Source organism: Mycobacterium sp. SMC-2 (genome assembly GCF_025263485.1).
Classification (GTDB): domain Bacteria; phylum Actinomycetota; class Actinomycetes; order Mycobacteriales; family Mycobacteriaceae; genus Mycobacterium.
The window spans coordinates 3019265-3042212 of the sequence record NZ_CP079863.1; the positions used below are offsets into that span (position 1 = coordinate 3019265).

The following is a 22948-nucleotide window of genomic DNA, read 5'->3' on the forward strand; positions in this document are numbered from 1 at the left end:
ACCAACTATTACAGAGATAATGACTCACACCGTCGCCGTTGTCCCGATGCGCCACGACAGTGAGCGTGTTCCGGGAAAGAACTATCGCCCACTCGCCGGAATTCCGCTGTACCATCACGTCGTCCGCACATTGACCTCAGTGCCCGAAATCGACCTCATCGTGATCGACACCGACAGCGAGTTCATCATCAACGACTGCGCCGAGAGCTTCCCCCAAGTGCGGGTGCTTGTCCGGCCAGAGCATTTACGAGACGGCAGTATCGCCATGAACGATGTGTTGCTCAATACGCTGGACCAAGTAGACGCCGATATCGTGCTGCAGACACACTCGACTAATCCATTCCTCAAGGCCGACACCGTGTCTGCGGCGCTGAAAATGTTCGCAATGCCAGACCGTGAGTTCGACTCCGTTTTCAGCGTGACACGCCTGCAAGCCCGTCTCTGGGACGCTGAAACCCGGCCAGTCAATCACGATCCGTCCGTGCTGCTGCGCACGCAGGATCTTGCCCCGTTGTTCATCGAGAACTCCTGCTTCTTCATATTCACTCCGGAATTGTTGCGCGAGCGCGGTACTCGCATCGGAGCCCACCCGTTCATGGTTGAAATGGCGCCGCTGGAGGCCGTGGACATCGACACCGAAGAGGACTTCTCTTTGGCAGCCGCAATCGCTGAGCGCAGTGAGATCAGAACGTGACCTCCCCGCTTATCCTGGTGACCTGCCGGCAGATGCAGGTTGAACTCCCGCGACATCGCGAGCGGATCGAGAAACTTGGTTACGAGGTAGTCGCACCGGAACTCGATGGGCGGCAACAGTTCACCGCTGCGGAGCTGCTCGAATACAGGGACCGCCTGGTGGGCATCATCGCCGGCGACGACCAGCTTGACCGCGAATTCTTCAACCGCGCCACCAGGCTCAAGACGGTGATCCGCTGGGGGATCGGCATGGACTCTGTCGATCATGAAGCCGCTCGAGAGCACGGGGTAACCGTTCGCAACACCCCGGGAGTTTTCGGCCACGAAGTCGCCGACTCGGCATTCGGCTATATCTTGAACCTCGTACGAGGCTACATCGAGGTGGACGCCGCCGTTCGCCGCGGCGAGTGGCCCAAGCTGGAGGGTCTAACGCTTGCGGGCTCGCGGCTCGGAGTCGTGGGTTTCGGCGCGATCGGGCGTGAAATCGCGAAGCGCGGACGCGGTTTCGACATGGATGTCATTGCTTATGATCCTTTCGTCGACAGCGCACCAACGGGTGTATCGATCGTCGACCTTGACAAGCTCTTGGCGACAAGCCGCTTCATCATTCTCGCTTGCCCGCTGACACCGCAGACCTTCCATCTGATCGACGCCCAACGCCTGGTCTTGGTCCGCCCGGACGCGTACCTGGTGAACGTTGCGCGAGGCCCCGTCGTATCGGAGAGGGATCTGATCGACGCCCTCAAAAACGGGCGGCTTGCGGGAGCCGGCCTCGATGTATTCGAGGTTGAGCCGCTGCCGCTGGACAGCGAGCTCCGGCGGCTGCCAAACGTTGTGCTGGGCGCGCACAATGGATCCAACACCCGGGAGGGCGTGGTGCGGGCAAGCAGCGCGGCTGTGGATTTCCTCATCGAGGAGCTTGCGCGATGACCGGCGCTGTCATAGTGACGGGGGCCGCCGGTGGCATCGGTGCGGCGCTGTGTGAACGCATGCGCAAAGACGGGTACATCGCGATCGGGATCGACCGAAACGTTGCTCCGGCGGCCGATACCTACCTTCAGGTCGACCTGAGCGAGTCCGAGCAGCTTATGGACCTCGGGCACGAGCTCGCCAGAAAATACGACTTGAAAGCCGTCATACACAACGGCGCGGTGCAGCCCATCGCGGGCGCGGGGGAAACGCCCTTCGGCGAATGGACAAACGCCTTGCGGGTCAACGTACTTGCCGTCGACGCGCTGATGTCGGGCACACGCGAGAGCCTCGCGGCTAATGGTGGGTCGGTCGTGGTTATAAGCAGCGTTCACGGTCGCGCGACGACTGGGGGCATCACGGCGTACGCCACGACGAAGGCGGCGTTGGAGGGCTGGGTGCGCTCCGCAGCAATGGATCTCGGACCGACCATCCGCGTCAACGCGATCGCTCCGGGAGCGATCGACACCGCGAAGCTTCGTGAGGGGTTCGCGCGCTGGGGGGAGACGGCCGAGGAACGCAAGGAACTCCTGCGCCAGCGCACCGCTCTTCGCCGCATCGGGGAGCCGAGTGACGTCGCTGGAGCGGTGTCGTTCCTGATCGGGGAGGACGCCCGGTTCATCACCGGAACCGTTCTGGTCGTCGACGGTGGAGCGACGGCTCGCCTGGGATCGGAATGAGGCGTTAGCTCTGATCATGAGCTTGCGACTCGGCCGTCTGCGGCAATAACGTGTGGCACACTTGACGGGGCTAAGGCGACAGGTTCGTCCGTGGAGCGACGTAGCCGGGATTAGGGGAACATCCGCTGTGAGTGAAGTGCAAGACAGCAGATTGTCGACAAGCACTCAGGCTCTCCCGACTCGAATTGCACCGCAGTGAATGCCTTTCGTGAGCACACGGCCCGTATTTTGACTCGATCTATCGCAGGCGCTCGAACGTGGCTAGACGACACTCTGACCCCCGCTGGCCGGGCTAATCGCGGGTATATCCGCCAATTCAAAAGCATGCATCCGGGCGAGCGTTGTGTGATCATCGGCAACGGCCCCAGCCTTCGTGACACTGACCTGGGCCTGTTGCGGGACGAATACACCTTCGGCCTGAATCGCATCTATCTGATGTTCGACGACCTTGGATTCGAGACCACGTTCCATGTCGTCATCAACCGGCACGTGGTTGAGCAATGTGCTGATGATTTCCGGAAGATCAATGCGCCCCTCTTCACGACTGCGCAGAACCGTGCGTTCCTTGACGGCGCAGCGAATACCGCGTACCTCAACACCATCGTTGGGCTGTGGCCCTACTTCTCGCGTGACGCCGGCCGAGGGGTCTGGGAAGGCTATACGGTCACATACGTGGCGATGCAGTTGGCGTACTACATGGGATTCTCCGAGGTCGTCCTTGTCGGCGTCGACCACCGCTTCGCCGTCAGTGGGACCCCGAACCAACTGGTCGAGTCGACTGGGCCGGACACGAGCCACTTCGACCCGCGCTATTTCCCAAAAGGCTTCAAGTGGCAACTGCCCGATCTGGAGAACTCCGAGATAGCATATCGACTGGCGCGCAAAGCGTTTGAGGACGATGGCCGGCGCATCGTCGATGCCACTGTCGGCGGTGCACTGACGGTGTTTCCCAAACTGTCACTTGAGGAGGCGCTCGCCCGTTGACAACCGCGCCGCGAGGGCGACAAAGCTAGGGAAGGATTCGGCTTGATGACATCAATAGTGTTCTCAGGCGGGTGACGAGATGGTTTTGCGATGGCTGGCGCGTCGGGTGTTGCCGCCGTGGGACCTCGACGAAGTGGGAATAGTATTTCACGTCATCGGGCGGACGCCCGGGACGATGCTCGATGTCGGTGCGCATCAAGGCTATTCTGCGGCGCCATTTTTGGCGCGGAGGTGGAAGGTACACGCGTTCGAGCCCGACCCGGCCAATCGGGCCATCATGTCCAACCGCTTTCCCGGCCTGGTCATCGATCCTCGCGCAATATCTGAGCGGGACGGTGACGAGGTTCAGCTCTTCACGAGCGACGTTTCAACGGGCATCAGCACCTTGTCGCCCTTCCACGCCAGTCACGCGCCGACCACGATAGTTCGCACCGTGCGGCTTGACACCTACATTCGCGAGCACGGCGTGGAACACGTCGACTTCTTGAAGATCGACACCGAAGGTTTCGACCTGTTCGTCTTGCGGACCTTCCCCTGGGAACATCTTCATCCCAAGGCCGTGGTGTGTGAATTCGAGGACAACAAGACCAAGCGGTTAGGTCACGATGTGCACGACATCGCTCGGTTCCTCGAGCAGCGCGGGTACTCGATCGTGGTTTCGGAGTGGGAGCCGATCGTCCGGTACGGCACTCGGCACACGTGGCGACGTTTCGCGCGTTATCCGACCGACGTTGACAGTGAAAGTTGGGGCAACTTGATCGCGGTGGACCCACCCTTGCTCGAATCGGTAGAGCGGGCGGGCCAGTCCGCCGTCAGGCGCATGCGCATCCGGCGCTGGGCTGATCGCGCCGGGGCGTGAAAAGGCATCGGGCGGCACAGCGCCTGTGCGGAGCGGCTGTCGTCACCAAAAATCGCGATTGACGTGAGTTAGTCGGTTATCCATCGTTACAGTTACCCCACTGGACCCGTTCGTTCGGGAGGCAACCCGTGACTGGCGACCGTCATATGGCTCGCGTGGACTCCGTCAGCGTTGTGATTCCGGTCTACAACGGTGCCGCGACCTTGCCCGCCGTGGTGAAGGAGTTGGGGCAACTCCGTTCGATCCAGGAAAGCGCGGACGGTCGTCGGTTCCACGTCGATGAGGTGCTCCTTGTGTGGGATCGGGGCATTCGCGGTAGCGAAGAGGTCGTGCGTGAGCTTGCTGCAAGCGAGGAATGGGTCCGACCGGTGTGGCTGTCGCGCAACTTCGGCCAGCATGCCGCGACCCTCGCGGGCATGACGTCGTCAGGCGGGGACTGGATAGTCACGATGGACGAGGACGGACAGCACGATCCGGCATATATCGGCGACTTTCTCGATACGGCGTACCGGGACCGCACACAACTCGTCTATGCCTCGCCGAGGAACCGACCACCTCACGGTGTCTTTCGCAACGCGGCGTCGTGGCTAACGAAGTGGCTTTTCCTGCATGTTTTGGTGTCGTCCGAAGGCGTAAGAGCCTTCAACAGTTATCGACTGATCCTCGGTGAGGCCGGACGAAGCGTTGCGGCCTACGCCGGCGCCGAGGTGTTTTTGGACGTTGCTCTGTCGTGGGTGGTCGCTAACCCCTCGACGTTTCCGGTGTTGATGCGCCAAGAAGGACGACCGGCTAGCGCCTACACGTTTCAGCGCCTGGTTTCGCATTTTTGGCGGCTCGTCATCTCCTCGGGCACCCGGCCGCTGCGCTTCGTGTCGATGATGGGCATCCTGTTTTCCCTTCTCGGATTCGTCGTGGCGATCTACAGCGCGATCCAGAAAGCGGTCGGGGGCATCACCGTGCAAGGCTGGACATCGGTGTTCGTCGCCGTGCTTGTCCTCGGCGGAGCCGTCCTGTTCGGGTTAGGGATCATCGCGGAGTACATTGCCGTTTCGGCCACGATGGCTATGGGCAAGCCGGTATACGTCATTGTGCGCGACCCGGGTGACGTCTTCGACGGCCCTACGGACTGACGCGTGCTTACCTGGATCATCGGTCGCGGCGGACTGCTCGGCAGCGCCGTGTCACGGGCGATGGGCCCGAGATTCATGGAACTTTCGGTGCCTTGGGGAAACCACGATGAAGCGGTCGGGGTGCTCGACTCCGATCTTCAGCGATTTGTCCGCGAAGCCGGAAACGACGATTGGTCGGTTATTTGGGCCGCCGGCAGCGGGATCATCGGCTCCACCGGCGACCAACTTGTCGCGGAGACGCGCATCATGTCCCACCTAGTCACGAAAATGCGCGAGTTGCGGCCGGCTGGCCGGGGTGCGTTCTTCCTCTCGTCCTCCGCGGGTGGCGTGTATGCCGGGTCGACTCATCCGCCGTTCAGCGAGGCGACGACGCCACGGCCACTGAGTCCCTACGGCGAGATGAAACTCGCTCAGGAGCAGATCCTGCGGACGAAGCTTGAAGGCTGGGTTCCGCTTGTGATCGGACGGTTGTCCAACCTTGCCGGGCCTGGCCAGAACCTCGCGAAACAGCAGGGTCTGGTCAGTCAGCTGTGCCGAGCAGCGATCACCCGCCAATCGTTGAACGTTTTCGTACCGATGGAGACACTCCGGGACTACTTGTACGTCGATGATGCCGCCGCGATGGTGCGCACACTGGTTGACAATGCGGTGCGCGACCAGCCGTCGACGCCCGTGCTGCGCAACATCTCGTCTCAACGACCCGTGTCCGTCTGCGCCGTCGTGCGGACGGTGCAACAAGTTGCCCACCGCACCGTCCGCATCGCGCTAGGGACTAGTCCCTCCACGCGGTATCACGTTCGAGACTTGCGGCTGTCCACCAACTTCCCGCGCGAATTTCAGGACGTGGCGATCACGCCGTTTCCCGTGACCGTCAAGCGCGTGTACGACGGCATACTGCGGAGCGCTTTCCTCCCAAGTTCGATCTCATCGCCCTCGGCGATCGCACCGTAGGCCCGCGCCAACCATCGGTGCCGGGACGGCCATGCTTGCTGTCGTAGACCTAGTGGCATGGCAGTCTGTGCCGACCAGGAGTTCGAGGCTACCTTGTAGCCCGATAATTCGAGTTTGGCGGACGGATGACAATTAACTAGGCTATTCCTTCAGGGTTGGGTTATTGCAGCTCTGAACGCGGGGTAGTCGGCGAGCATATGGTTGGCGAGAAACCTGCTGCCGACGTTATTCACGTGGTTGCTGTCGCGGTACAAGAGGGCATCGCCCTTATTCATGCTGCAAACGTAATTGTCGCAGAAATATTTCGCCGTGTTGAGGAGCTGGACTCCCGGCACTCTGTCGACGGCCGCTCTAAGCTTTGGGTAGTACTGTGCGTATGCCGCGTCAAACACGTGTCGATTCTCGCTGCATTTCGGGAAGGGCAGGATCGGAGCCACGCGATACTTGCAGCCCACGGGATCGAAGTATTGAAAGACAGGAACGTCGTCGGTTACAAAGACCGCCTTTGATCTCGACGTGAAGGCTCGAAAGGTGTGCACGAGCCCATCTATTGGTACTCCGTGTACAGCCCACAGTGAGGTCAGAATTACTGTCTTAATGGTTGGATCTGACGCGACCGCCTCAATGATTCGATCATAGTAGCCGGTTGCGGATCTTATCGGAACCCCCCTCGACGAATAGTAGACGATATTCTTGTCGGGTGAAACGTCGGCGAGCCCTAGGAAAAAGGCCTCCGCGTGGCTATCTCCGACAACAGCAACGTCTATGCGAGAACCTGGCTTGGATTGGTAGCAATTACTAATGCCTTTCCATTTGAGAGCGGCATCGCGAATGGCTTGGTCCGTGCACGGGTGATAGGTCTTGCGTAGATACGCGTCCCAATCCGTCCAACCCGTATCGCCCCGATGAGTGATCGGCACGGCGCCCGATTTATATCGTGGTAACCAGTACCTGTCCGCAGCGAGGCCGACAGTTGCTGCCAGGAGGATGGCTGGCGAAACTACTGCCGCAACGAGAGCGAGAGTTCGTGGACGAGTCATCAGTGCAAGCCGTCGCAATGGGTCTTCTACCCATCGGTAGGAGGCGACGGCGGGCAGGAGAGACAGTGTTGCTGCTCCGAGGGGTGCGAAGCCGACATCGGGCCACAGGTGGACGGCGAACACCACCAGGGGCCAGTGCCAAAGGTAGATCGAGTAGGACCAGTCTCCGACCTTGACAACGGCTGGACGCGCGAGGGCGCGGCTTGCTTGGGTGGTGTGATGAGTGCCGGCTGCGATCACGAGGAGAGTTCCGCCTACCGGAAGCAGGGTCCACGGGCCGGGAAACGGAGTGGTGGAGTTGATCAAGAGGGCCGACCCCGCGAGAAGCGCTACACCGAGCCAGGCGAGCGCGTGGGCGAGTTTGTCCGAGCGAAGAGAGCGACTCGTGGTGGCAATGGCGAGCAGCGCGCCCACGGCGAATTCCCATGCTCGGGTAAACGGGCTGTAAAACCCCAGGAACCAGTCTGCACCGCCCGGAGCAAGTCTGTCGGCTCCCATCGCCGCGAGTCCAAACGATATAAGTGCGACGGTGCCGGCGAGGAGGGTCGCTCGCGCCCACCGTCGCCCTCCACGCTCGGACAACACCCAGCTGAGGACCAGAATCGCCGGGAATACCAGGTAGAACTGCTCTTCAACTGAGAGCGACCATGTGTGAAGGAGGGGGTTCGATTCCGCGGGTGAGTTAAAGTAGCCGCCGGTGTTTCGGGCGATCACAAAGTTGGCCACCAGCAACATTGCACCAATGCCAGTTTGCGCTGCTGTCTGCTGCGAGCCGAACGGAGACAGTAGGCAAAAGGACAGGACCATCGTCACGGCAACCATCAGCGCCAGAGCCGGGGTTAGCCGCTTGAACCGCCTGAGGTAAAACCGGCCGAACCCGAAACGCCCAGTGGACCTCTCGCGATGGATCATCCCGGTGATCACAAAACCGGAAATCACGAAGAAGACGTCAACACCCACGAACCCGCCCGGGACCGGCAGTCGGGCATGATTCGCCACAACCAGCAGAACCGCGACTGCTCGGAGTCCTTGAATGTCGAGTCGGCGGCCGTGGCTCCTAGTTGGTTCAACGGGCTGAGCTTCAGCTTTCAGGCCAGACACAGACCTTCCTCAATCTCTGCCGATTCGAAGCATCTGTCGGCCCCGGTCGAATTTTGAGCAGTTTCTTCCGGTCGAAAACTGAGCAGGTTTGTTTACGGGGTTGAGTCTGCCTGACGGTCGGCTTCGACGGAGGGCAGGGACTCGATTGCGGTGTGTTTGATGCGGTAGCTGGCCCCTTTGAGGGCGATGACGTCGGCGTGGTGCACGATGCGGTCGATCATCGCTGAGGCGATGGTGGCCTCGCCGAAGACCTGGCCCCACCGGGAAAACGGCAGGTTAGAGGTCAAGATGATCGAGGATTTCTCGTATCGGGTGGACACCAGTTGGAAGAACAGGTTGGCCGCTTCGGTGTCGAAGGGTATGTAGCCGACTTCATCGATGACGATCAGCCCGATGCGCGAGATTTTGCGCAGCTCGGAATCGAGGCGCCCGATGCGGTGGGCTTCGGCCAGCCGGGTGACCCAGCCGGTGGCCGCCGCGAAGGCGACCCGGTGCCCGGCCTGGGCGGCTGCGATCGTTAACGCGGTCGCCAAGTGTGTTTTGCCGGTGCCCGGTGGTCCTAGCAGCACGATGTTGCGGGCTTCGGCCAGCCAGCCGCCGGCTTCTAGGCGGGCGATCTGTGCGCGGTCGACGTGGGGTTGGGCGGTGAAGTCGAAGTCGTTGATCGTTTTGATCGCCGGGAACCCCGCATAGCGGATGCGTTGCCGGGCACCAGATTCGGCCCGGGCATTGGATTCCACGGCTAGCACGGCAGCCAGGTAGTCCTCGAGTGACCAGCCCGCAGCGCGGCCTTGTTCGGCCAGCCGCCCGTAGTGGGCGGCGATCCGCGGGGCTTTGAGCAGCCGGGATTGGTGGGCGATCAGCTTGTCCGCCTCCCCGGGAACGGGAGCGCGTTTGGTGGCCATCAGGCGACCTCCCCGGTCCCAAACAGCGCGTCATAGGCCCCTAGATCGGCGACTTGGACCTCCACGTCCATGTGAGCACCCGCCGTCGGGCGGTCCCGGAAGTTCTCCCGCATGATCGCCGCCGCGGCCAGATGCTCAGGATCACCAACCAATCCCGCGGTGCCCCAGAGCCGTTGGTGGTCAGCGACCACCCGCTCACCACAGCGGGCCATCACCCGATCCAGCGATACGGACACGGTGATCATCCGACCGATCGCCTCGGGATGCACCGAATAGGCGTTGCCGCCGATGCTGACGTAGTAGTCGCGACCCAGCCGCGTGGTGATCATGGTGCCGGTGGCCGGGGCCACCGGCGGCAGCGCGGCCATCGCCTGCAGATCGGTGCCCAGCGCCTGGGCGGGGATCATCGTGGTCGTAGCGTGCCGGCGTGGGTTGGCCACCTGCGCCAGCCACTGCGCGAGCTGGGTGTTGAAGTCCGCAGGCGAGCAAAACCGCCGACCCGGCAGAAACGACGACCTCAAATAGCCGTTGACCCGCTCGACGAGCCCCTTGGTCTCCGGATCATAGGGGCGGGCCTGGATGAGCCGGGTGCCCAAGACTCCGCAGAACCCGGCCACCCCGTCGGCAAGCCGACCGCGTTGACCAATCCCGGCCTCGTTGTCCCACAACAATGTTCGCGGCACCGCGCCGATGCACCCCGAGAGCAGCTGCCACATGCCGCCCAGCAGATCCCCGGTGACCCGCGACGGGATCATCATCGCGGCGATAAACCGCGAGTAGGCGGCCACCATCACCAATACGGGAAACGATCGCAGCACTCCGGCATGGTCGGGCACCACCCGGCCGGGCAGCCACAGATCGCACTGCACCTGCTCACCGGGCAGATGCACCAGCCGGTCGCACGGATCAGCCGGGGCGTACTCCGGGCGAATCCGGGCAACGTTTTCCCCAAACCACGAGTGCCCACCCGTCCAACCCACTCGCTCGGCGATCACCGTCGCCGGCATCCTCGGATACGCGCTGAGCACCGCTCGCACGGCTGGCTCGAACTGCGCCCACGCCGAGGTCGTCACCGGCGCCCGCTCATAGCGCGGCGGACTATCCGAACCCAGCGCCTTGGCCACAGTGTTGCGTGACAGACCCAGCCGTCGGGCGATCGCAGCCTGCGACAACTTCTCCGACCGATACAGCCGGCGGATCTCAGCCCAATCCTCCACAGTGATCACTCTCCAATCGAAGGGTGCTCACTTTTCGACCGGAATCACCTGCTCACTTTTCGACCGGAACCGACAGCATCCCGGGTGTCATGCACCCTCGGGGGTTCTGTTGGCTACCCGGTTAGTCGGTCACGTGTTGCGAATAGTACTTCGGCTTCGGCTTCGGCGGTGAGATATTCGACGTCGCCGAGGATGCGCAGCGGGCCGCGGCGATACGGAAATCCGCTCGGATGCACTCGTTCTGCTAGAGCCCGATCGTGGTCTCGGCCAATGCGTTGTCGTAGGCATTGCCGACGCTGCTACCGATCGTCGTAAACCCGAAAGGCTCAGTGCTTCATCGAATCTCACACTGGTGCACTGAGAGATCTGGCGCCCCGACTGGGGATGGCCTCGGAGATCGGTGGCCGTGGTGCGACCGTAGCGCTGCGGACTGGTGGATCGACGACCTGACGCCGGGCGTGCTTGGATGCCGAGGCCCTCCCACCCAACGATCGATCCGGCGCAGGCGCCGATGACGAACCTTAGGGTCTGACCCTCCACGCGGTATGACTTTCACGGCTTGTGGCCTTCCACCAACTTCCCGCGTTAATTTCAGGGGCGGTGATCACCCCGTTCCCTTGACCGTCAAGCGCGTGTTCCCCCAAATGACCGCGAGGCGCGACTTGCTCTGCGAGCCTCTCCGGAGAAGGATCATCCTCGGCGCAGCGCCGGCTAGTTGTGGGCCACAATCACCACGCCGTCGCCTACACCGGCCGAGATCGGATAGTGGCGGACGGGTTGGCCGAAAACTTCGCGGGCCAACTCGAGGTAGCGCTCCGCCGGGCTGATAAAATCTCCTTCATCCAGCGCGACGACGAGGCGCCCGATCGAATTCCATCGCCTCCGTGTCGGAACGGCCTCGCACATCACCAGGATGCCCTTTCCGGGCACAAGAACGCGGCGGCTTTCCTCTAGGACGCTTCGCGCGGAATCGTCATCGAGGTGATGGATCACTCCGCCGATCAGCACCGCATCGAAGGAGGCGTCCGCGAACGGCAAGGATCGCCCGTCCGCAACCTCGAAACGATAGCGGCCCTTCTTGGTGCGGGCGCGCGAGATGTAGCGCGGGTTTATATCTACCCCCACGTAGCCCTCGGGGCGAAAGAAGCCCGCCATCGCGCCGGTCCCGCACCCTAGGTCGAGGATCGATGCCGCCTCGGTGATGCCCTCCCTGCGCCAGGCCTCTTTATGGCTCCGGTATCCGGCCATGAGGACCCAGCGGAGGGCGTCGAATGCCCTCGGCTGCTCTGAAAGAGCGTGGACCCCACGGCGAACCAAGCTAAGGGCGGTCATGCGCGGGAGCCTAGCATCGGGGTTGACTTGACAGGACCCCTTTTTGTTGGCAATTCCGGTGAAAGGTCGACTCAATGGTCAGTGGGGCTGGGCTAATCGCGTGTGCGGCGATCAGCGTCTCCCAACGCAGGCCCACGCCACTTCACTGACGCACTATGTTGGAGAAGGACGCCAGCCGCGCCGAGTAGGGCCATGTGGTGGTCGATGTCCGTTACCGTAGGTGCCGTGAGCCACCCTGAGCAGATCGGCTTCTTCAACGCGGTCGTCGAAGCGAATAAGGCCCTTGTTGAGGGCGCAAGCGTGCTGGAAATCGGTTCGTACGACGTCAATGGCAGCGTGCGAAAGATATTCGCAACTGCGGGGCGTTACTTGGGAGTCGACCTCATTGCGGGTCCTGGTGTCGACTTGGTGGGGTCCGGCCACGAACTGGACCACCGCGACGGCAGCTACGACGTCGCCATCTCGGGCGAGTGTTTCGAGCATGACCCACACTGGCGCGAGACTTTTTCGAATATGGTCCGCATGACGCGTCCCGGTGGGCTGGTCGCTTTCAGTTGCGCGTCCCGCGGCCGCCCTGAGCACGGTACGGCGCGCACCGACAAGGCTCTGTCGCCCGGAACCCAGGCGGTCGGCATGGATTATTACCGGAACCTCGATGAGGGCGACTTCGCTAACTCGCTACCTCTCGGCTCAATGTTCACGGCTTACCGATTTTGGTACCTGCCTACCAACTTCGACCTGTACTTCGCGGGCGTCAAATCCGGTGACGATGAAGGGCAAGGCAGAGCCTGCCTTCCCGACGACGCCGCAGTTAAGCGTCTTCGATCCTTGATGCCATTGCGACACAAGGCTGTTCGCGCACCGCTCCGCCTGCTCTCAGGAATTATTCCCGAGCCCAGATACCAGACTGTCGTTGTCCCCTACTGGAACGCCCTTCTCAGACTGGCGCCAGGCCAACAACGCCGATCGGTTTAGAAGTCCCGGGTTCACAAGTTGTCGGCTTCAACTCGCGCGTCTAGGTGTACTCGGCTACGACGTTGGTGACAGTCGGCTGATCGGGGTTTGGCCTCCGATTGCTGAGTGGCGTCGTTGATTGTTGTAGTGCTCGAGCCAGGGGGCAAGGGCTGCGCTGCGGGCGTTGTTGGTGGTAAAGATCTGGCGGTAGGCCCGTTCGACCTGCAGTGTGCGGTTATAGCGCTCCACCTTGCCGTTTTGCCAAGGACAGTGCGGCGGATGAACTTATGGGTGGCGCCCAGGGAGGTGATCGCAGCCGCTACATCGGCTGATCGCCGATAGCTGAGGTGGTTGTCGGTGATGACGCGTTCGATCGTGGTGAGGCCGTAGGTGGCGAAGTACCGGGCGGCGCGCAGCAAAAACGCCGCGCACGTGGTCCCTTTTTCGTCGGCGAGGATCTCTGAGTACGCCAGCCGGGAGTAGTCATCGACAGCGGAGTGCACGTAATCGAATCCGGTGCGGGCCACCTTGTGGGCATAGGTGTTGCCAGTGGCCCTACCGCGGGCCTTCCACCCACCACCGTCAGGAATGCGGCCAATCTTTTTGACATCCATATGGATTAGTTCACCGGGGCGGGTGCGTTCGTAGCGAACGGCGGTGGTTTTCGATGCCCGGATGGGTTCACCGGTCAGCGGATCGCAGTCACGTAGATAGGGCATCTGGTGGCGGCGCAGGATCGTGCTGACCGTGCGCGCCGGCACACCGAGCTCGACACCGATCCAGTCCTGGCCGCGGCGCGAACTGCGGCGCAACGCAACTACCGCGTCTTCGATCGCCACCAACGTGCGGCGCGGGCACCTATGCGGCCGGGATGACCGCTCCACCAGACCCGTGATCCCTTCCTCGCGGAAACGTCGTACCCAACGATGTGCACATTGCCGCGAAACACCCAGTTCCGAAGCGACATGGGCGACAGGGCGTTCATCACCGAGAATCCGACTGACGAACAGAGCGCGGCCATGAATCGTTAATCGAGCATTAGCGTGGGACACGAGGACCTCCGTGCGGTTGTGAAGACGTCAGACATCTCCACTAAGCCCGGAGGTCCTCCCCACAATCAACAACCGTCACCAACGTGTCGGCCGGGTACACCTAGGGGTGCCGCCGGCGGTGCGATGCATGATCGCAGGGTGGCGGTTACCGCGGCTGGTGGTGGCGACGCAGAAGTCCATCGATCGGCGCTATAGACGGGGTGGCCGTAGGTCACGGAACACATGGCCTTCATTTGCACCCTAGTCGCGAAAGTAGTTACGGCCCAATGAATTAGCTGGAGCTTGATGGCCGACGACAGGCGCGTGAGTGGCCCGCAACCCGCGTGATCGTTGGCTTGGACCCGGAGCTACCGCGAGGCCTCGGATTTAGGAGTCTGAATAGCCCCCTCTCACGCGCAGTTCTACTCGAGGGAGGATTGCACTAGCCCGAGCAACCACGAAGAGAATGTTTGGCCAAAGAGCGGACGCGGTTCGTAGCCAGTAACCGGAACAACGAGGCGGATCCAACATGCCCTCTCGACCCGGGAGCGATCGGGCCCGGAGATGCCTTGACAGTGGTTGACAATCCGCGGACCGAAGCCACCCCTTCGTTGTATGGTCACTGTGTTCGAGGCCAGTCGACGAGGTGGATACTGCCATGGCAGATGCCGTTTCTGATGTAGAAGAAGTCGAACGCAACTCGCCCGGACTGTGGCTAGCGCGCGTTCGGCCTAGCTTGGGTGTGCTGGCATTCACCGCAGTGACGGTAGTCACATTCTCGATCGCTCGCTACCGGATGTTTACCGGCTACGGCCGCTTTAATGACGACGAGGGCTATTTTCTATTCGCCATCAAATCGTTCCTCGATCACGGTTGGTTTTATAACGTTTTCACCGGCTACGGCCCGTTCTACTACGGGTTTTGGGGCGGGATTTTCTCCATCTTCGGGAACTCGGTTAGTCACGACGATGGCCGAACGGCGAGCATGATCGTCTGGGTTCTCTCGAGTCTGCTTATCGGGGTGTCCACCTGGCGCATGACCGGCAGTATTGTTCTCGGCCTGGCGACCCAGCTGGCTACATTCATGACGCTTTCCACCCTCGCAACGACACCGATGCAAGCTGGCGCGACAATCGTCTTGTTGCTGTCAGCGATCATGGCGTTCTCCTGCTTCGTCCGCGGTCGCACCTCAAGGCTTTCGATGGCCCTGCTCGGCTGCACCGTGATGGCCATGATGCTGGTGAAAATCAACGTCGGCATTTTCGCTCTTGCCGCCATGGCCTTGGTTTGCGTAGTCACCTATCCGGCCTGCGCCGAGCGTCGCTGGCTGCGGGCAGTGGTGGAGGTCGGTTTCGTGGTGCTGCCGCTGCTGGTGACGAGCTCAAAGGTGGGCGAAGCCTGGGTTCGCCATTACGCACTCCAAGTCTCTGTAGCCGCGCTCGCAGTCGTAATTGCGCTCAGAGCCCGCTCTGCCAACCGCCGTGATTCCAAAGAACTTTGGTGGCTTGTCGGCGGCCTCCTCCTCGTCCTTCTGATAGCTTTCTTGGCGATTCTCGCCACCGGAACCAGCCCCTCCGGACTGATCGAGATGATCGCGTTGCCGCTGCGTTTCCCCACCGTGTGGTCGGTGCCGCTCGCTCTGCCGAACTGGACCTACGTCCTTGACCTGCTGGCCTTGGTCGGCGCGCTCGGCTATTGGTACATCGCCCGCGTCCGCCAGACTCGCTTAACCCTCACCTGGAATTGGCTCGTCGCGGCGCTCAGCATCCTCGTTGGCCTCTTCATGGCCTTCTCTGAGATCGGAGCCGTCGGGATTGGGCCGATTGTGATCGGCTCTATGGCGAGATCCACTCGGCTAGCCTTCGTTTGCTTGGCCTGGGTGGCGCTGATCGAGCCGCCCGGCAAGCCGGACGAAGAGACCCAGTTCGCGCGCATGCTATTGCCGCCACTGGCCGTCTTACAGGCATTGCACGCCTTCCCTATCGCGGGCAACCAATTGTCCTTCTCGGCCTTGCTGCTGATCCCGGTGGGGGCCCTCTGTATCGCCAACGGAGTGCGCTGGATCGCCATCAGCCGCGCTGATCAGAGCAAGCGACGCGCCCCTTTTGCTATCGGCACGATCGCGGTGGCAGGAGCCATGGTTGTACTCGTCAGCGTGGAGCTCATGCAGGGGTTGGCTCGAGATCGGGCCGCCTATGGCGGCTCGGTCTCACTCGGACTGCCGGGCGCCCAAGACGTCCGCGTCAACCCCAAAGAAGCGGCCAACTACCGGGCGATGGTCGCCGCGATAGATCAAAACTGCAAATCGTTAGTGACAGCGCCGGAGATGAACAGCTTCTACCTCTGGACGCGGCAACAACCGCCCACCGGTTACACGCCGACTGACTGGAGAATCACATTCGATGACGCATACCAGCAGAGAGTGGTCAAAGACCTCCGCTCGATCGACGGCGTTTGCCTGCTCAAAAACGAGCCGTGGCTCCGGGGGCTTCGTCGTTACGGATTACCATCCGGTCCGCTGCTTAGCTACCTAGACCATGGCTTTGTGCCGATCGCAGCATTCGGCGACTACGAGCTTCTCAAGCGCGAAGGGAGTGGCAGCCGATCCTGAGAACCCAGCCGCAGTTTCTGGCGCCGGTCACCAGATACCGTTCGCGGAACGCATAGGCGTGGCAACGCGCGCGTCGAGGCCATCGAAAGACGCAACGCTGCTGGGGCCGCGTACGCGACCCCCATTGCGGTGCGGACCAAGCGTTGGACGACACCACGGCCTACACGTTCGTGATGCTCGGGTGAGTGGCCGCTGCCAGAACGCATTGAATCGCTGTTCCCGCATCATATTCGGATGCACGCCAGACTCGCGCGGACGTAGGCGCGCCGGGACGAATCTCTTGCCCGCCACGTGACAGGATTGGTCAGTGCCAGTGCGCGCGCGCTCGCGGCACAAGAGCTCAGAAACGACCGAATACTCGTCACCGGCTCGTCGGGTTGGCTCGGCCGGACTGCACTTGACCTGCTCGCTCCGCTGGGCCTTCCCACCCTGGCGTTGGCAAGCAGAGCCCGCATCATCCGAGTCGGTGGTAGCGAGATCGAGTGCCGCGTATGGGAAGACCGGGAAGTGGCTGGCTTCGCACCGACTGTTGTGCTGGACTGCGCGTTTGTCACCCGAAACCGAATTAATGACATGCCCCTCAACGAGTACGTCGCGGCTAACCGCGCCCTGACCGAACACATGGTGTACGCGGCGCGGCTCCCCGGGGTACGTCTTGCACTCACCGTCTCCAGCGGTGCGGCGGTTTACCCGCATGACGCTCTCGACCGCCCCATTGAGGAAAACCCGTACGGCTACCTCAAGCGTGAGGCCGAGCACCGGATAGCGGAAGCAGCCGCCAGGAGCGGGGCGGTGCCGGTGGTCGCGCGGGCATGGAGCATCTCCGGTGCTCACGTGCAGCAACCGCAGGCCTACGCGTTGGGCTCGATGATCAGAGACGCTGATGCGGGAGCCATCCGGATCATGGCACGGCGTCCTGTGTTTCGCCGCTATGTACTTGCGGAGGAGCTGCTGGCGCTGGGGATCGCCGAGGGTGGCGTCGGTCCGGCCACGATCGACAGCGGCGGAGAGCTGGTGGAGATGGCCGAGCTTGCGGCGCGGGTCGCCGCGGTGGTGCGTCCCGGCGCCGTGATTAGCCGTGACGAGGTCGATCCGCGAGATCCGGACCAATACCATTCCGACGGCCAAGATTGGGAGCGGCACTGCCAGCGTTGGGGTTTCGCGACCGCGCCGCTTGATCGTCAAATCGAGATCACCGCCCTCGGGGTGCTCGGCCGAGCTTGACCATCTCGTCGCGCACTGGTGTCCCCTCACGTCTCGGCGACCTTACTCTGAGCAGCCTCTAGACAACCTTCGTCGAAATCAGTTGTCTATCTGGCGAACTAGACGGTCACGGTCAAACTGACCGAGCGCGGTCGTGCCGATGGTTTCGCAGTCAACTGAGGGCAGAACTGTTTCGTTCAAAGCACGTCCTTCGTCGTGGTTTATCACTTCGTCAAACGCTGAGATCTCGCAGGTCGGCGGTGGGAGTTAATCACTTCGAGGCGAAGGCAGTCGGTTCGTACGTATCTCAGTCAGAGAGCGCCAGAGACTGTGCACTATGCGTGGCGGCCAAATCAACTGCTTCAAGACTATCCTCAACGTCGCCGCACTGCGACGTATCCGTTTGTGGTCGAGCGCCGGTGGCTTACCGCGAAATCGGACAGCCCCGTATCAGGCCCGTCACCCGAGAAATAGAGGCTACGAGGCGTGCAAACGCAACGTGCTGTTAGCGCGTCATCAGTCGTCCCGCTACCTACGGCGGGCGGGTGCCCTCAAGCTGACATCAGAACTGGCTCACGACAACCGCGATTTCGCGCCGAGAATCGGCTTGAACCCATCTGCCGTCAATTGCCATCGCGTGCATGCGCGACGTGTTGATGAGCCAGTAGAACATGTCGAACTCCAGGCTCGGCGACGGCAGCATCGCCTCGGTTTGAAAGGCCTCCAGCAGCGATTTGATCACGCCCACGCGCGCTATCAGGTGACCGCCAAAGACGTGCAGCGGGTTTGCCGGAACATGACTGGAGTGATTTGAAATTCCTTTTACTTCGCCGTCATAGGCGTCGACCACCAGGCGCGGGAAGCGGGAGAAGATGGGCGCGTAACTGATGAACACGCCATCGACGAGCCGTGGATCGTCATCCGCGGGCGCCGCGATGTCGCCGGCCACGAATACGTCTGGATAGCTGAACTCGACGACGCGGTCGGCTGGATAGCCGGAGTCGAGGAACTCGCTGAGTTTGGTCAGCGTGGTGGATCCATCCGCGCAGGCGTGCACTCGAAGGGCAGCGGAATAGGCCAGACGTGCGGCGACCGCCTCATATTCCGCGGCGAATGCGGAGTCGCAAAGGATCACGACGTCCCTGGGCACCCGGGGCTCAACATGACGCAGGAAACGTTCAAGCAGCGTCTCGCCCGTGGGCAGCATCTGCAACGGCTTGGGCGAGCCCGAATAGATGGGCGGACCGCCGCAGAAGAGGACAAGCGCTCGGCTCAAGTCGAGATCACCAGCTTTGCGTTACGGGAGACCGGACTGAAGGTGATCGCCTCGTTGGCGGATATGACCGCGCAAGCTTCATCGACAAATGTCTCATCCCACCCCGCGATCAACGTCAGGTCGGACGCCCCAAGGTGATATCTGGCAGGCAAGCAGAACCAATGCAGCAGCGGGACATAGGCAAGCGCATCCCACACACGTACGCCATGACCGATGAACGCGCCGTGTCGGCCCCGCAGCAAGTTGTACGCACCCATGCACGCTGATCCGTAGCGATATAGCCCGGCCGACCGCCGATCAACGAGATCGAGGAGCTCTGCGCGGGCCCGGCGCCTCGCCTCGGATAACCGTGGCGGATAGGCGTAGTAAATCGGCGCCGAGGCCGCAGCCGACGGCGGCGCGAAAGGCTGGGAGAGCAAGAGCTCGCCATGCTCAAAAACGATGTAAAGGTCGTGCTCGGGTAAGACTACGACGGAACCGGCGACAACACCGTCGACGAGGTGGGCGGCCATGAACCCATAGCCGGGCAGGGACAGGACATAGTTATTCGATCCGTCCAGCGGATCGACTACAAGCCATTCGCCTTGTGCGAGCGCCGCAAGACCATCGCTGGGCGCCGCGCCTTCTTCCGAGAGGAGGCTGCAGCCAGGCATGCAGTCAGCGACATAAGATGCCGCCGTTGCATGGAGCCGCTGATCTAGCGCCGACACGACATCGCGCGCCTGATCATCCTTGACCTTCTGCACCATTCTCAGCCCGCTATCTCCAGCGGCGCCAAACACGTTGCAGACCTGCGCGGCGAGGGACAGCAGGCTCATGCGATCTCCCGGCGAAGATACGCGCTGACTCCCGCGAAAGACTGCTCGATGTAACGGGATTCAAGCGAGTCAGGCCGCAGCGACAGGTGGTACTGCAAAAAGGCCGGCAGGCCGAACTCATCAAGATGTGACAGCTGGCGGAAATCTTTGTCGTCCTTCGCCATATAGTGCAGTGCCGCCCCGATTCCGATCGTGAGATAGACCGGCCGAACTCCCGCCGACAGGAGCAGCCGCAGCGCCCCGGTGAGACGGCCAGAGGGATGCAGCTTGCGGATCGGCTCGCGCGCGACGCGGCTGACCGGATCGAACAGCAGCCTGTTCGCGAAGCGCCGGACCTCCTTCTCGGCATAGGATTCGATGAAGTGGTGGTCGTAGTGGGTCGTGACCTTGAGGGCGTAGAGCAGCTCCTCGATCACCCCGTCGACCACGCGCCGGATCGCTGGCTTGGCCAGCGCTTCGTGCACATAGGTGCATCCCGCGATGAAGCCGAGATACGCCGCGATGCAATGCGGCGTGTTGTGGATGTAGAGCTTCGCATCCCATTCCTGGTTAAGTCGTTCCACAGGAAGCCATTTCACGTTGGGCAGCGCCGCCTTCAGACTGTCGGACACACGGTCGCTGTGCTGCAGGTACATGACGCCGTTTTCGGTGTGGATCGCGTAGCGATCCTTGGCGAGGCTTTCGGGCGCGGCAGTCGATGAGGTGATCACGTCCGGGACGCCGAAATAGACCGCCTCCAATCCATAGCGCTGTTTGATGCAGTCGACGGTGATCGGGTCGTTCTCGAGGCTGTAGATGGGACAGGCGATCCGCGACACGCCGGCCGGCAGCCGCTCAACGTTTCGTGGCCCAACGGAAATAAAGGCGATGTCGTAGTCCGCCGGGTTCAGCTCGCCGAAGTCAGCCGTAACTTTTCGCGGTGTCACCCGCATGTGCGAAAGGTTCTCGCCATCGCTCATATAGGAGCTGTAACCGCCCTGTGCGGAAATCCCCGCCGTCAGTTCGCGCGAGGCGTCGTGGAAATCGACTTCGAAGTTCTGCAGGATCCAGGGAACAAAGCCGCGGCCGATGGCACCGCAGCCGATGATCAGAGCGTGAGCCAAGACACGCCCTCCTGGTAGCTGCGTACGTGGTGCATCACGCCGGGCTCAAGCCCGACTAGAAAACCCGGGGTCTGCTGTGCTAACGCCCGTCCCTGCTTCACGATGGTCGGAGCGGCGAAGAACCGGGAGCAGAAGCCGACATTCTCCGTCAACGAAGCAGACGGCGCCAAGTCGGTGCGGATGCGCGCCAGATTGAAAAGCTGGATGTGCGGCGAGAGTTCGTCGAGTCCCGAGCCACCGGCGTGCGGCGTCACCGCGCAATTGCGCAGTGCCGCTACAACTGTCACAAGGATCGCATCGATCAGACCGAGCATGCGGCATGGGTCAGCCTGAAAGCGATCAATGCCGCTATCGATGAGCGCCGACGCGGTGAAGTGATTGGGGCAATTTTCGCCGGTCACAACTTCGCAAGCCAGGGCGTTGTCGTGCTTGAATCCCACGAGATCCTGAAACAATCGAGCATTGTCGGGTGCGAACGGCTCTTCGAGCCATTTGACGCCTTGGTCTGCGAGCAGCCGAAGCCACGCGCGTGCCTCATTCGCGTCGAGCGTCTGATTGGCATCGACGCAGAGATCGATCTCTTCCGGAACAAGCTGACGTATGCGGGTCAGCTTCCGCGCATCGCCTTCGATGTCGCTGCTGATCTTCACCTTGAACATGGGGATGCCGCGGTCGCAATGCTGGGCGACGATCTGCTTCGCAATCGTTTCAGCGTCATAGCCGATCCAAGTCGTATAATAGACCGGCAAACCCTCCGCTCTCAGACGAGCGCAACGCATGTCGATGTCGGAGAGACCTAGGTCTAAAACCCGGCGCACCGTTGCCGCATCATAGCGCTCGTCGAGATGGCGCAGGTTGATAAGACTCATCAGAACATCGGTCGGCAGCCGCGCGAGAAACTCCCACGCCGGCAACCCTACGGATTTCGAGGCGGCGTCGAGCAGCGTGTTGACCACTAGCCCGCCGGCCATCAACGGCAAGCCCGCATTCGGCGAAAGCCAGCGCAGCTGCAGGGGATTGGTCAAGGTCTCGTAGAATCCGCGCCCGCGCGCCATGAGGTCAGCGACGGTGAGCCCGTCGAGTTCGTTGACGATGAATTCCCCACCGGCACAGATCATCTCGTTGCCGGCGCCGAGCGTGAACGAGGCGCCGACCGCTGGGCCTGCGTCACCCTCCGCCACCGCCACCGGGTTGGAATACTGTGTGTGCGGGTTGATCGCATCGCTGCCGAACGATCCAGGCGGAATGTCGATACGCAGATCGACGAACCGCCATTTACCTGCCTCGAACCGGAAGTTGGTCAGGGCGGCTACCAGCTCTTCACGCGTCACGGTCTCAGACATGAATCGCGTCGATCGGCGGATCTATGTTGGCCAGCGATGGACTGACGAACTCGCCTTGAGCGTTGGGACGCGACGCCACAAGCGGCTCGCCTGCCTGGTCGGCGTACGCGAAGACTTCCAGCAACACCGGACCGGACAGGTCTGGGAACAACAATCTGTCCAACACCTTGTAACGTGCGGCCAGTGCCCGCGCGCTGCGATACTGCAATACAAAGGTCGCATCGAGGGACGCGTACTCTGGGATGAACACGCCGTTCGATACGTCTGTGCCGAGCTTTCTACCCTGGAAAAAGCGATCGTGCGTCGACCAAATGGAGACGTTGCTGTCATAGTTTGAGAAGTAGTTATCGACGTACTCATCCTTATAGCTCGTGCAGACTACGAACTTGGAAATATCGTGCTGGTTAAGGACCTTCATGACGTGCCACAGCACCGGCCGGCCACCTACCAAGACCATTGGTCTGGTCCGGAAGTCGGTCTCCTGACGCATGCGGGTCCCGTGACCACCCGAGAGGGATATGGCTCACATAGCCGGTTGTCAAATTGCAAAGCAGTCGTTCCCCCGACGCAGTATCCGGTGGCGTAGATGATTGCAGATGTCAGATTAGCAATGGCCAGACGACCCCGGCGCGTTTTCCGGACCGACGAATAAGATCTGGATTCCGCCAACAAACTGCAGAGGTGGACTCATGTCACGACTCGCTACCGGTGGGTCAACGGCGGGCGGCCATCACCACCGACCTTCGGG

Annotated in this window: 19 protein-coding genes and 2 pseudogenes; 10 read left to right on the forward strand and 11 right to left on the reverse strand. The window is 61.8% G+C overall.

Annotated elements, in window-relative coordinates; all coding sequences use genetic code 11:
* Positions 1-19: 19 nt before the first annotated feature.
* From KXD96_RS14440 to KXD96_RS14470, 7 genes are all read left to right on the forward strand, one after another.
* A complete protein-coding gene (locus tag KXD96_RS14440; RefSeq protein WP_260736494.1) occupies positions 20-694 on the forward strand; it encodes an acylneuraminate cytidylyltransferase family protein in 675 nt (224 codons plus the stop codon).
* A complete protein-coding gene (locus KXD96_RS14445) occupies positions 691-1623 on the forward strand; it encodes a phosphoglycerate dehydrogenase (RefSeq protein ID WP_260736496.1) in 933 nt (310 codons plus the stop codon). Before KXD96_RS14440 ends, KXD96_RS14445 begins: the two co-directional genes overlap by 4 nt.
* A complete protein-coding gene (locus tag KXD96_RS14450) occupies positions 1620-2342 on the forward strand; it encodes an SDR family NAD(P)-dependent oxidoreductase (RefSeq protein WP_260736498.1) in 723 nt (240 codons plus the stop codon). The genes KXD96_RS14445 and KXD96_RS14450 overlap by 4 nt, the downstream gene beginning before the upstream one ends.
* Before the next feature lie 345 nt (positions 2343-2687).
* Entirely contained in the window at positions 2688-3326 is a 639-nt protein-coding gene (locus KXD96_RS14455) for a 6-hydroxymethylpterin diphosphokinase MptE-like protein (protein WP_260736500.1), read from the forward strand.
* A gap of 79 nt (positions 3327-3405) precedes the next feature.
* Positions 3406-4185 (forward strand): FkbM family methyltransferase, encoded by a 780-nt coding sequence (locus KXD96_RS14460; RefSeq protein ID WP_260736501.1) that lies wholly within the window; start codon positions 3406-3408, stop codon positions 4183-4185.
* 128 nt (positions 4186-4313) lie between these two features.
* Entirely contained in the window at positions 4314-5315 is a 1002-nt protein-coding gene (locus tag KXD96_RS14465) for a glycosyltransferase (RefSeq protein ID WP_260736504.1), read from the forward strand.
* Between the two features lie 75 nt (positions 5316-5390).
* Entirely contained in the window at positions 5391-6266 is an 876-nt protein-coding gene (locus KXD96_RS14470) for an NAD(P)-dependent oxidoreductase (RefSeq protein ID WP_260736506.1), read from the forward strand.
* A 149-nt stretch (positions 6267-6415) separates the two neighbouring features.
* On the opposite strand, the gene KXD96_RS14475 is transcribed toward KXD96_RS14470, so the two are convergent.
* The 5 genes and pseudogenes from KXD96_RS14475 to KXD96_RS14490 all read right to left on the reverse strand — a co-directional run bounded on the left by KXD96_RS14475 (position 6416) and on the right by KXD96_RS14490 (position 11861).
* Positions 6416-8407, reverse strand: coding sequence for an acyltransferase family protein (locus tag KXD96_RS14475; protein ID WP_260736507.1), 1992 nt, complete (start codon positions 8405-8407; stop codon positions 6416-6418).
* Between the two features lie 92 nt (positions 8408-8499).
* On the reverse strand, positions 8500-9312 hold the full coding sequence (gene istB, locus KXD96_RS14480) for an IS21-like element ISMyma9 family helper ATPase IstB (protein WP_225601307.1): 813 nt from the start codon (positions 9310-9312) through the stop codon (positions 8500-8502).
* Positions 9312-10529, reverse strand: a complete 1218-nt coding sequence (gene istA, locus KXD96_RS14485; protein WP_225601309.1) for an IS21 family transposase — start codon at positions 10527-10529, stop codon at positions 9312-9314. The genes istB and istA overlap by 1 nt, the downstream gene beginning before the upstream one ends.
* 161 nt (positions 10530-10690) lie before the next feature.
* A pseudogene (locus KXD96_RS28780) lies at positions 10691-11048 on the reverse strand (IS3 family transposase); the annotation flags it as partial.
* A gap of 192 nt (positions 11049-11240) precedes the next feature.
* A complete protein-coding gene (locus KXD96_RS14490; RefSeq protein WP_260736517.1) occupies positions 11241-11861 on the reverse strand; it encodes a class I SAM-dependent methyltransferase in 621 nt (206 codons plus the stop codon).
* A gap of 225 nt (positions 11862-12086) precedes the next feature.
* On the opposite strand from KXD96_RS14490, the gene KXD96_RS14495 reads away from it, so the two are divergent.
* Positions 12087-12836, forward strand: a complete 750-nt coding sequence (locus KXD96_RS14495; protein WP_260736519.1) for a bifunctional 2-polyprenyl-6-hydroxyphenol methylase/3-demethylubiquinol 3-O-methyltransferase UbiG — start codon at positions 12087-12089, stop codon at positions 12834-12836.
* Between the two features lie 54 nt (positions 12837-12890).
* Here the strand turns inward: KXD96_RS14495 and KXD96_RS14500 are convergent.
* Positions 12891-13867, reverse strand: a pseudogene (locus KXD96_RS14500) (IS481 family transposase).
* A 637-nt stretch (positions 13868-14504) separates the two neighbouring features.
* Here KXD96_RS14500 and KXD96_RS14505 point away from each other — a divergent pair.
* Both KXD96_RS14505 and KXD96_RS14510 read left to right on the forward strand, forming a co-directional pair.
* Positions 14505-16457: a hypothetical protein gene (locus KXD96_RS14505; protein WP_260736520.1), complete on the forward strand. Its 1953-nt coding sequence runs from the start codon at positions 14505-14507 to the stop codon at positions 16455-16457.
* 291 nt (positions 16458-16748) lie between these two features.
* The gene (locus KXD96_RS14510; RefSeq protein ID WP_260736523.1) at positions 16749-17681 is read left to right on the forward strand and encodes an NAD(P)-dependent oxidoreductase; all 933 of its coding nucleotides are present in this window, start codon (positions 16749-16751) and stop codon (positions 17679-17681) included.
* A 541-nt stretch (positions 17682-18222) separates the two neighbouring features.
* Here KXD96_RS14510 and KXD96_RS14515 read toward each other — a convergent pair.
* Genes KXD96_RS14515 through KXD96_RS14535 form a run of 5 tightly spaced genes read right to left on the reverse strand, consistent with a single transcriptional unit; the run spans position 18223 to position 22690 of the window.
* Entirely contained in the window at positions 18223-18936 is a 714-nt protein-coding gene (locus KXD96_RS14515) for a hypothetical protein (protein WP_260736526.1), read from the reverse strand.
* A complete protein-coding gene (locus KXD96_RS14520; RefSeq protein WP_260736528.1) occupies positions 18933-19754 on the reverse strand; it encodes an inositol monophosphatase family protein in 822 nt (273 codons plus the stop codon). The genes KXD96_RS14515 and KXD96_RS14520 overlap by 4 nt, the downstream gene beginning before the upstream one ends.
* A complete protein-coding gene (locus tag KXD96_RS14525) occupies positions 19751-20857 on the reverse strand; it encodes a mannitol-1-phosphate 5-dehydrogenase (protein ID WP_260736531.1) in 1107 nt (368 codons plus the stop codon). The genes KXD96_RS14520 and KXD96_RS14525 overlap by 4 nt, the downstream gene beginning before the upstream one ends.
* Positions 20842-22200 (reverse strand): enolase C-terminal domain-like protein, encoded by a 1359-nt coding sequence (locus KXD96_RS14530; RefSeq protein WP_260736533.1) that lies wholly within the window; start codon positions 22198-22200, stop codon positions 20842-20844. The genes KXD96_RS14525 and KXD96_RS14530 overlap by 16 nt, the downstream gene beginning before the upstream one ends.
* A complete protein-coding gene (locus tag KXD96_RS14535; protein WP_313901583.1) occupies positions 22193-22690 on the reverse strand; it encodes a hypothetical protein in 498 nt (165 codons plus the stop codon). The genes KXD96_RS14530 and KXD96_RS14535 overlap by 8 nt, the downstream gene beginning before the upstream one ends.
* Between the last annotated feature and the right edge of the window lie 258 nt (positions 22691-22948).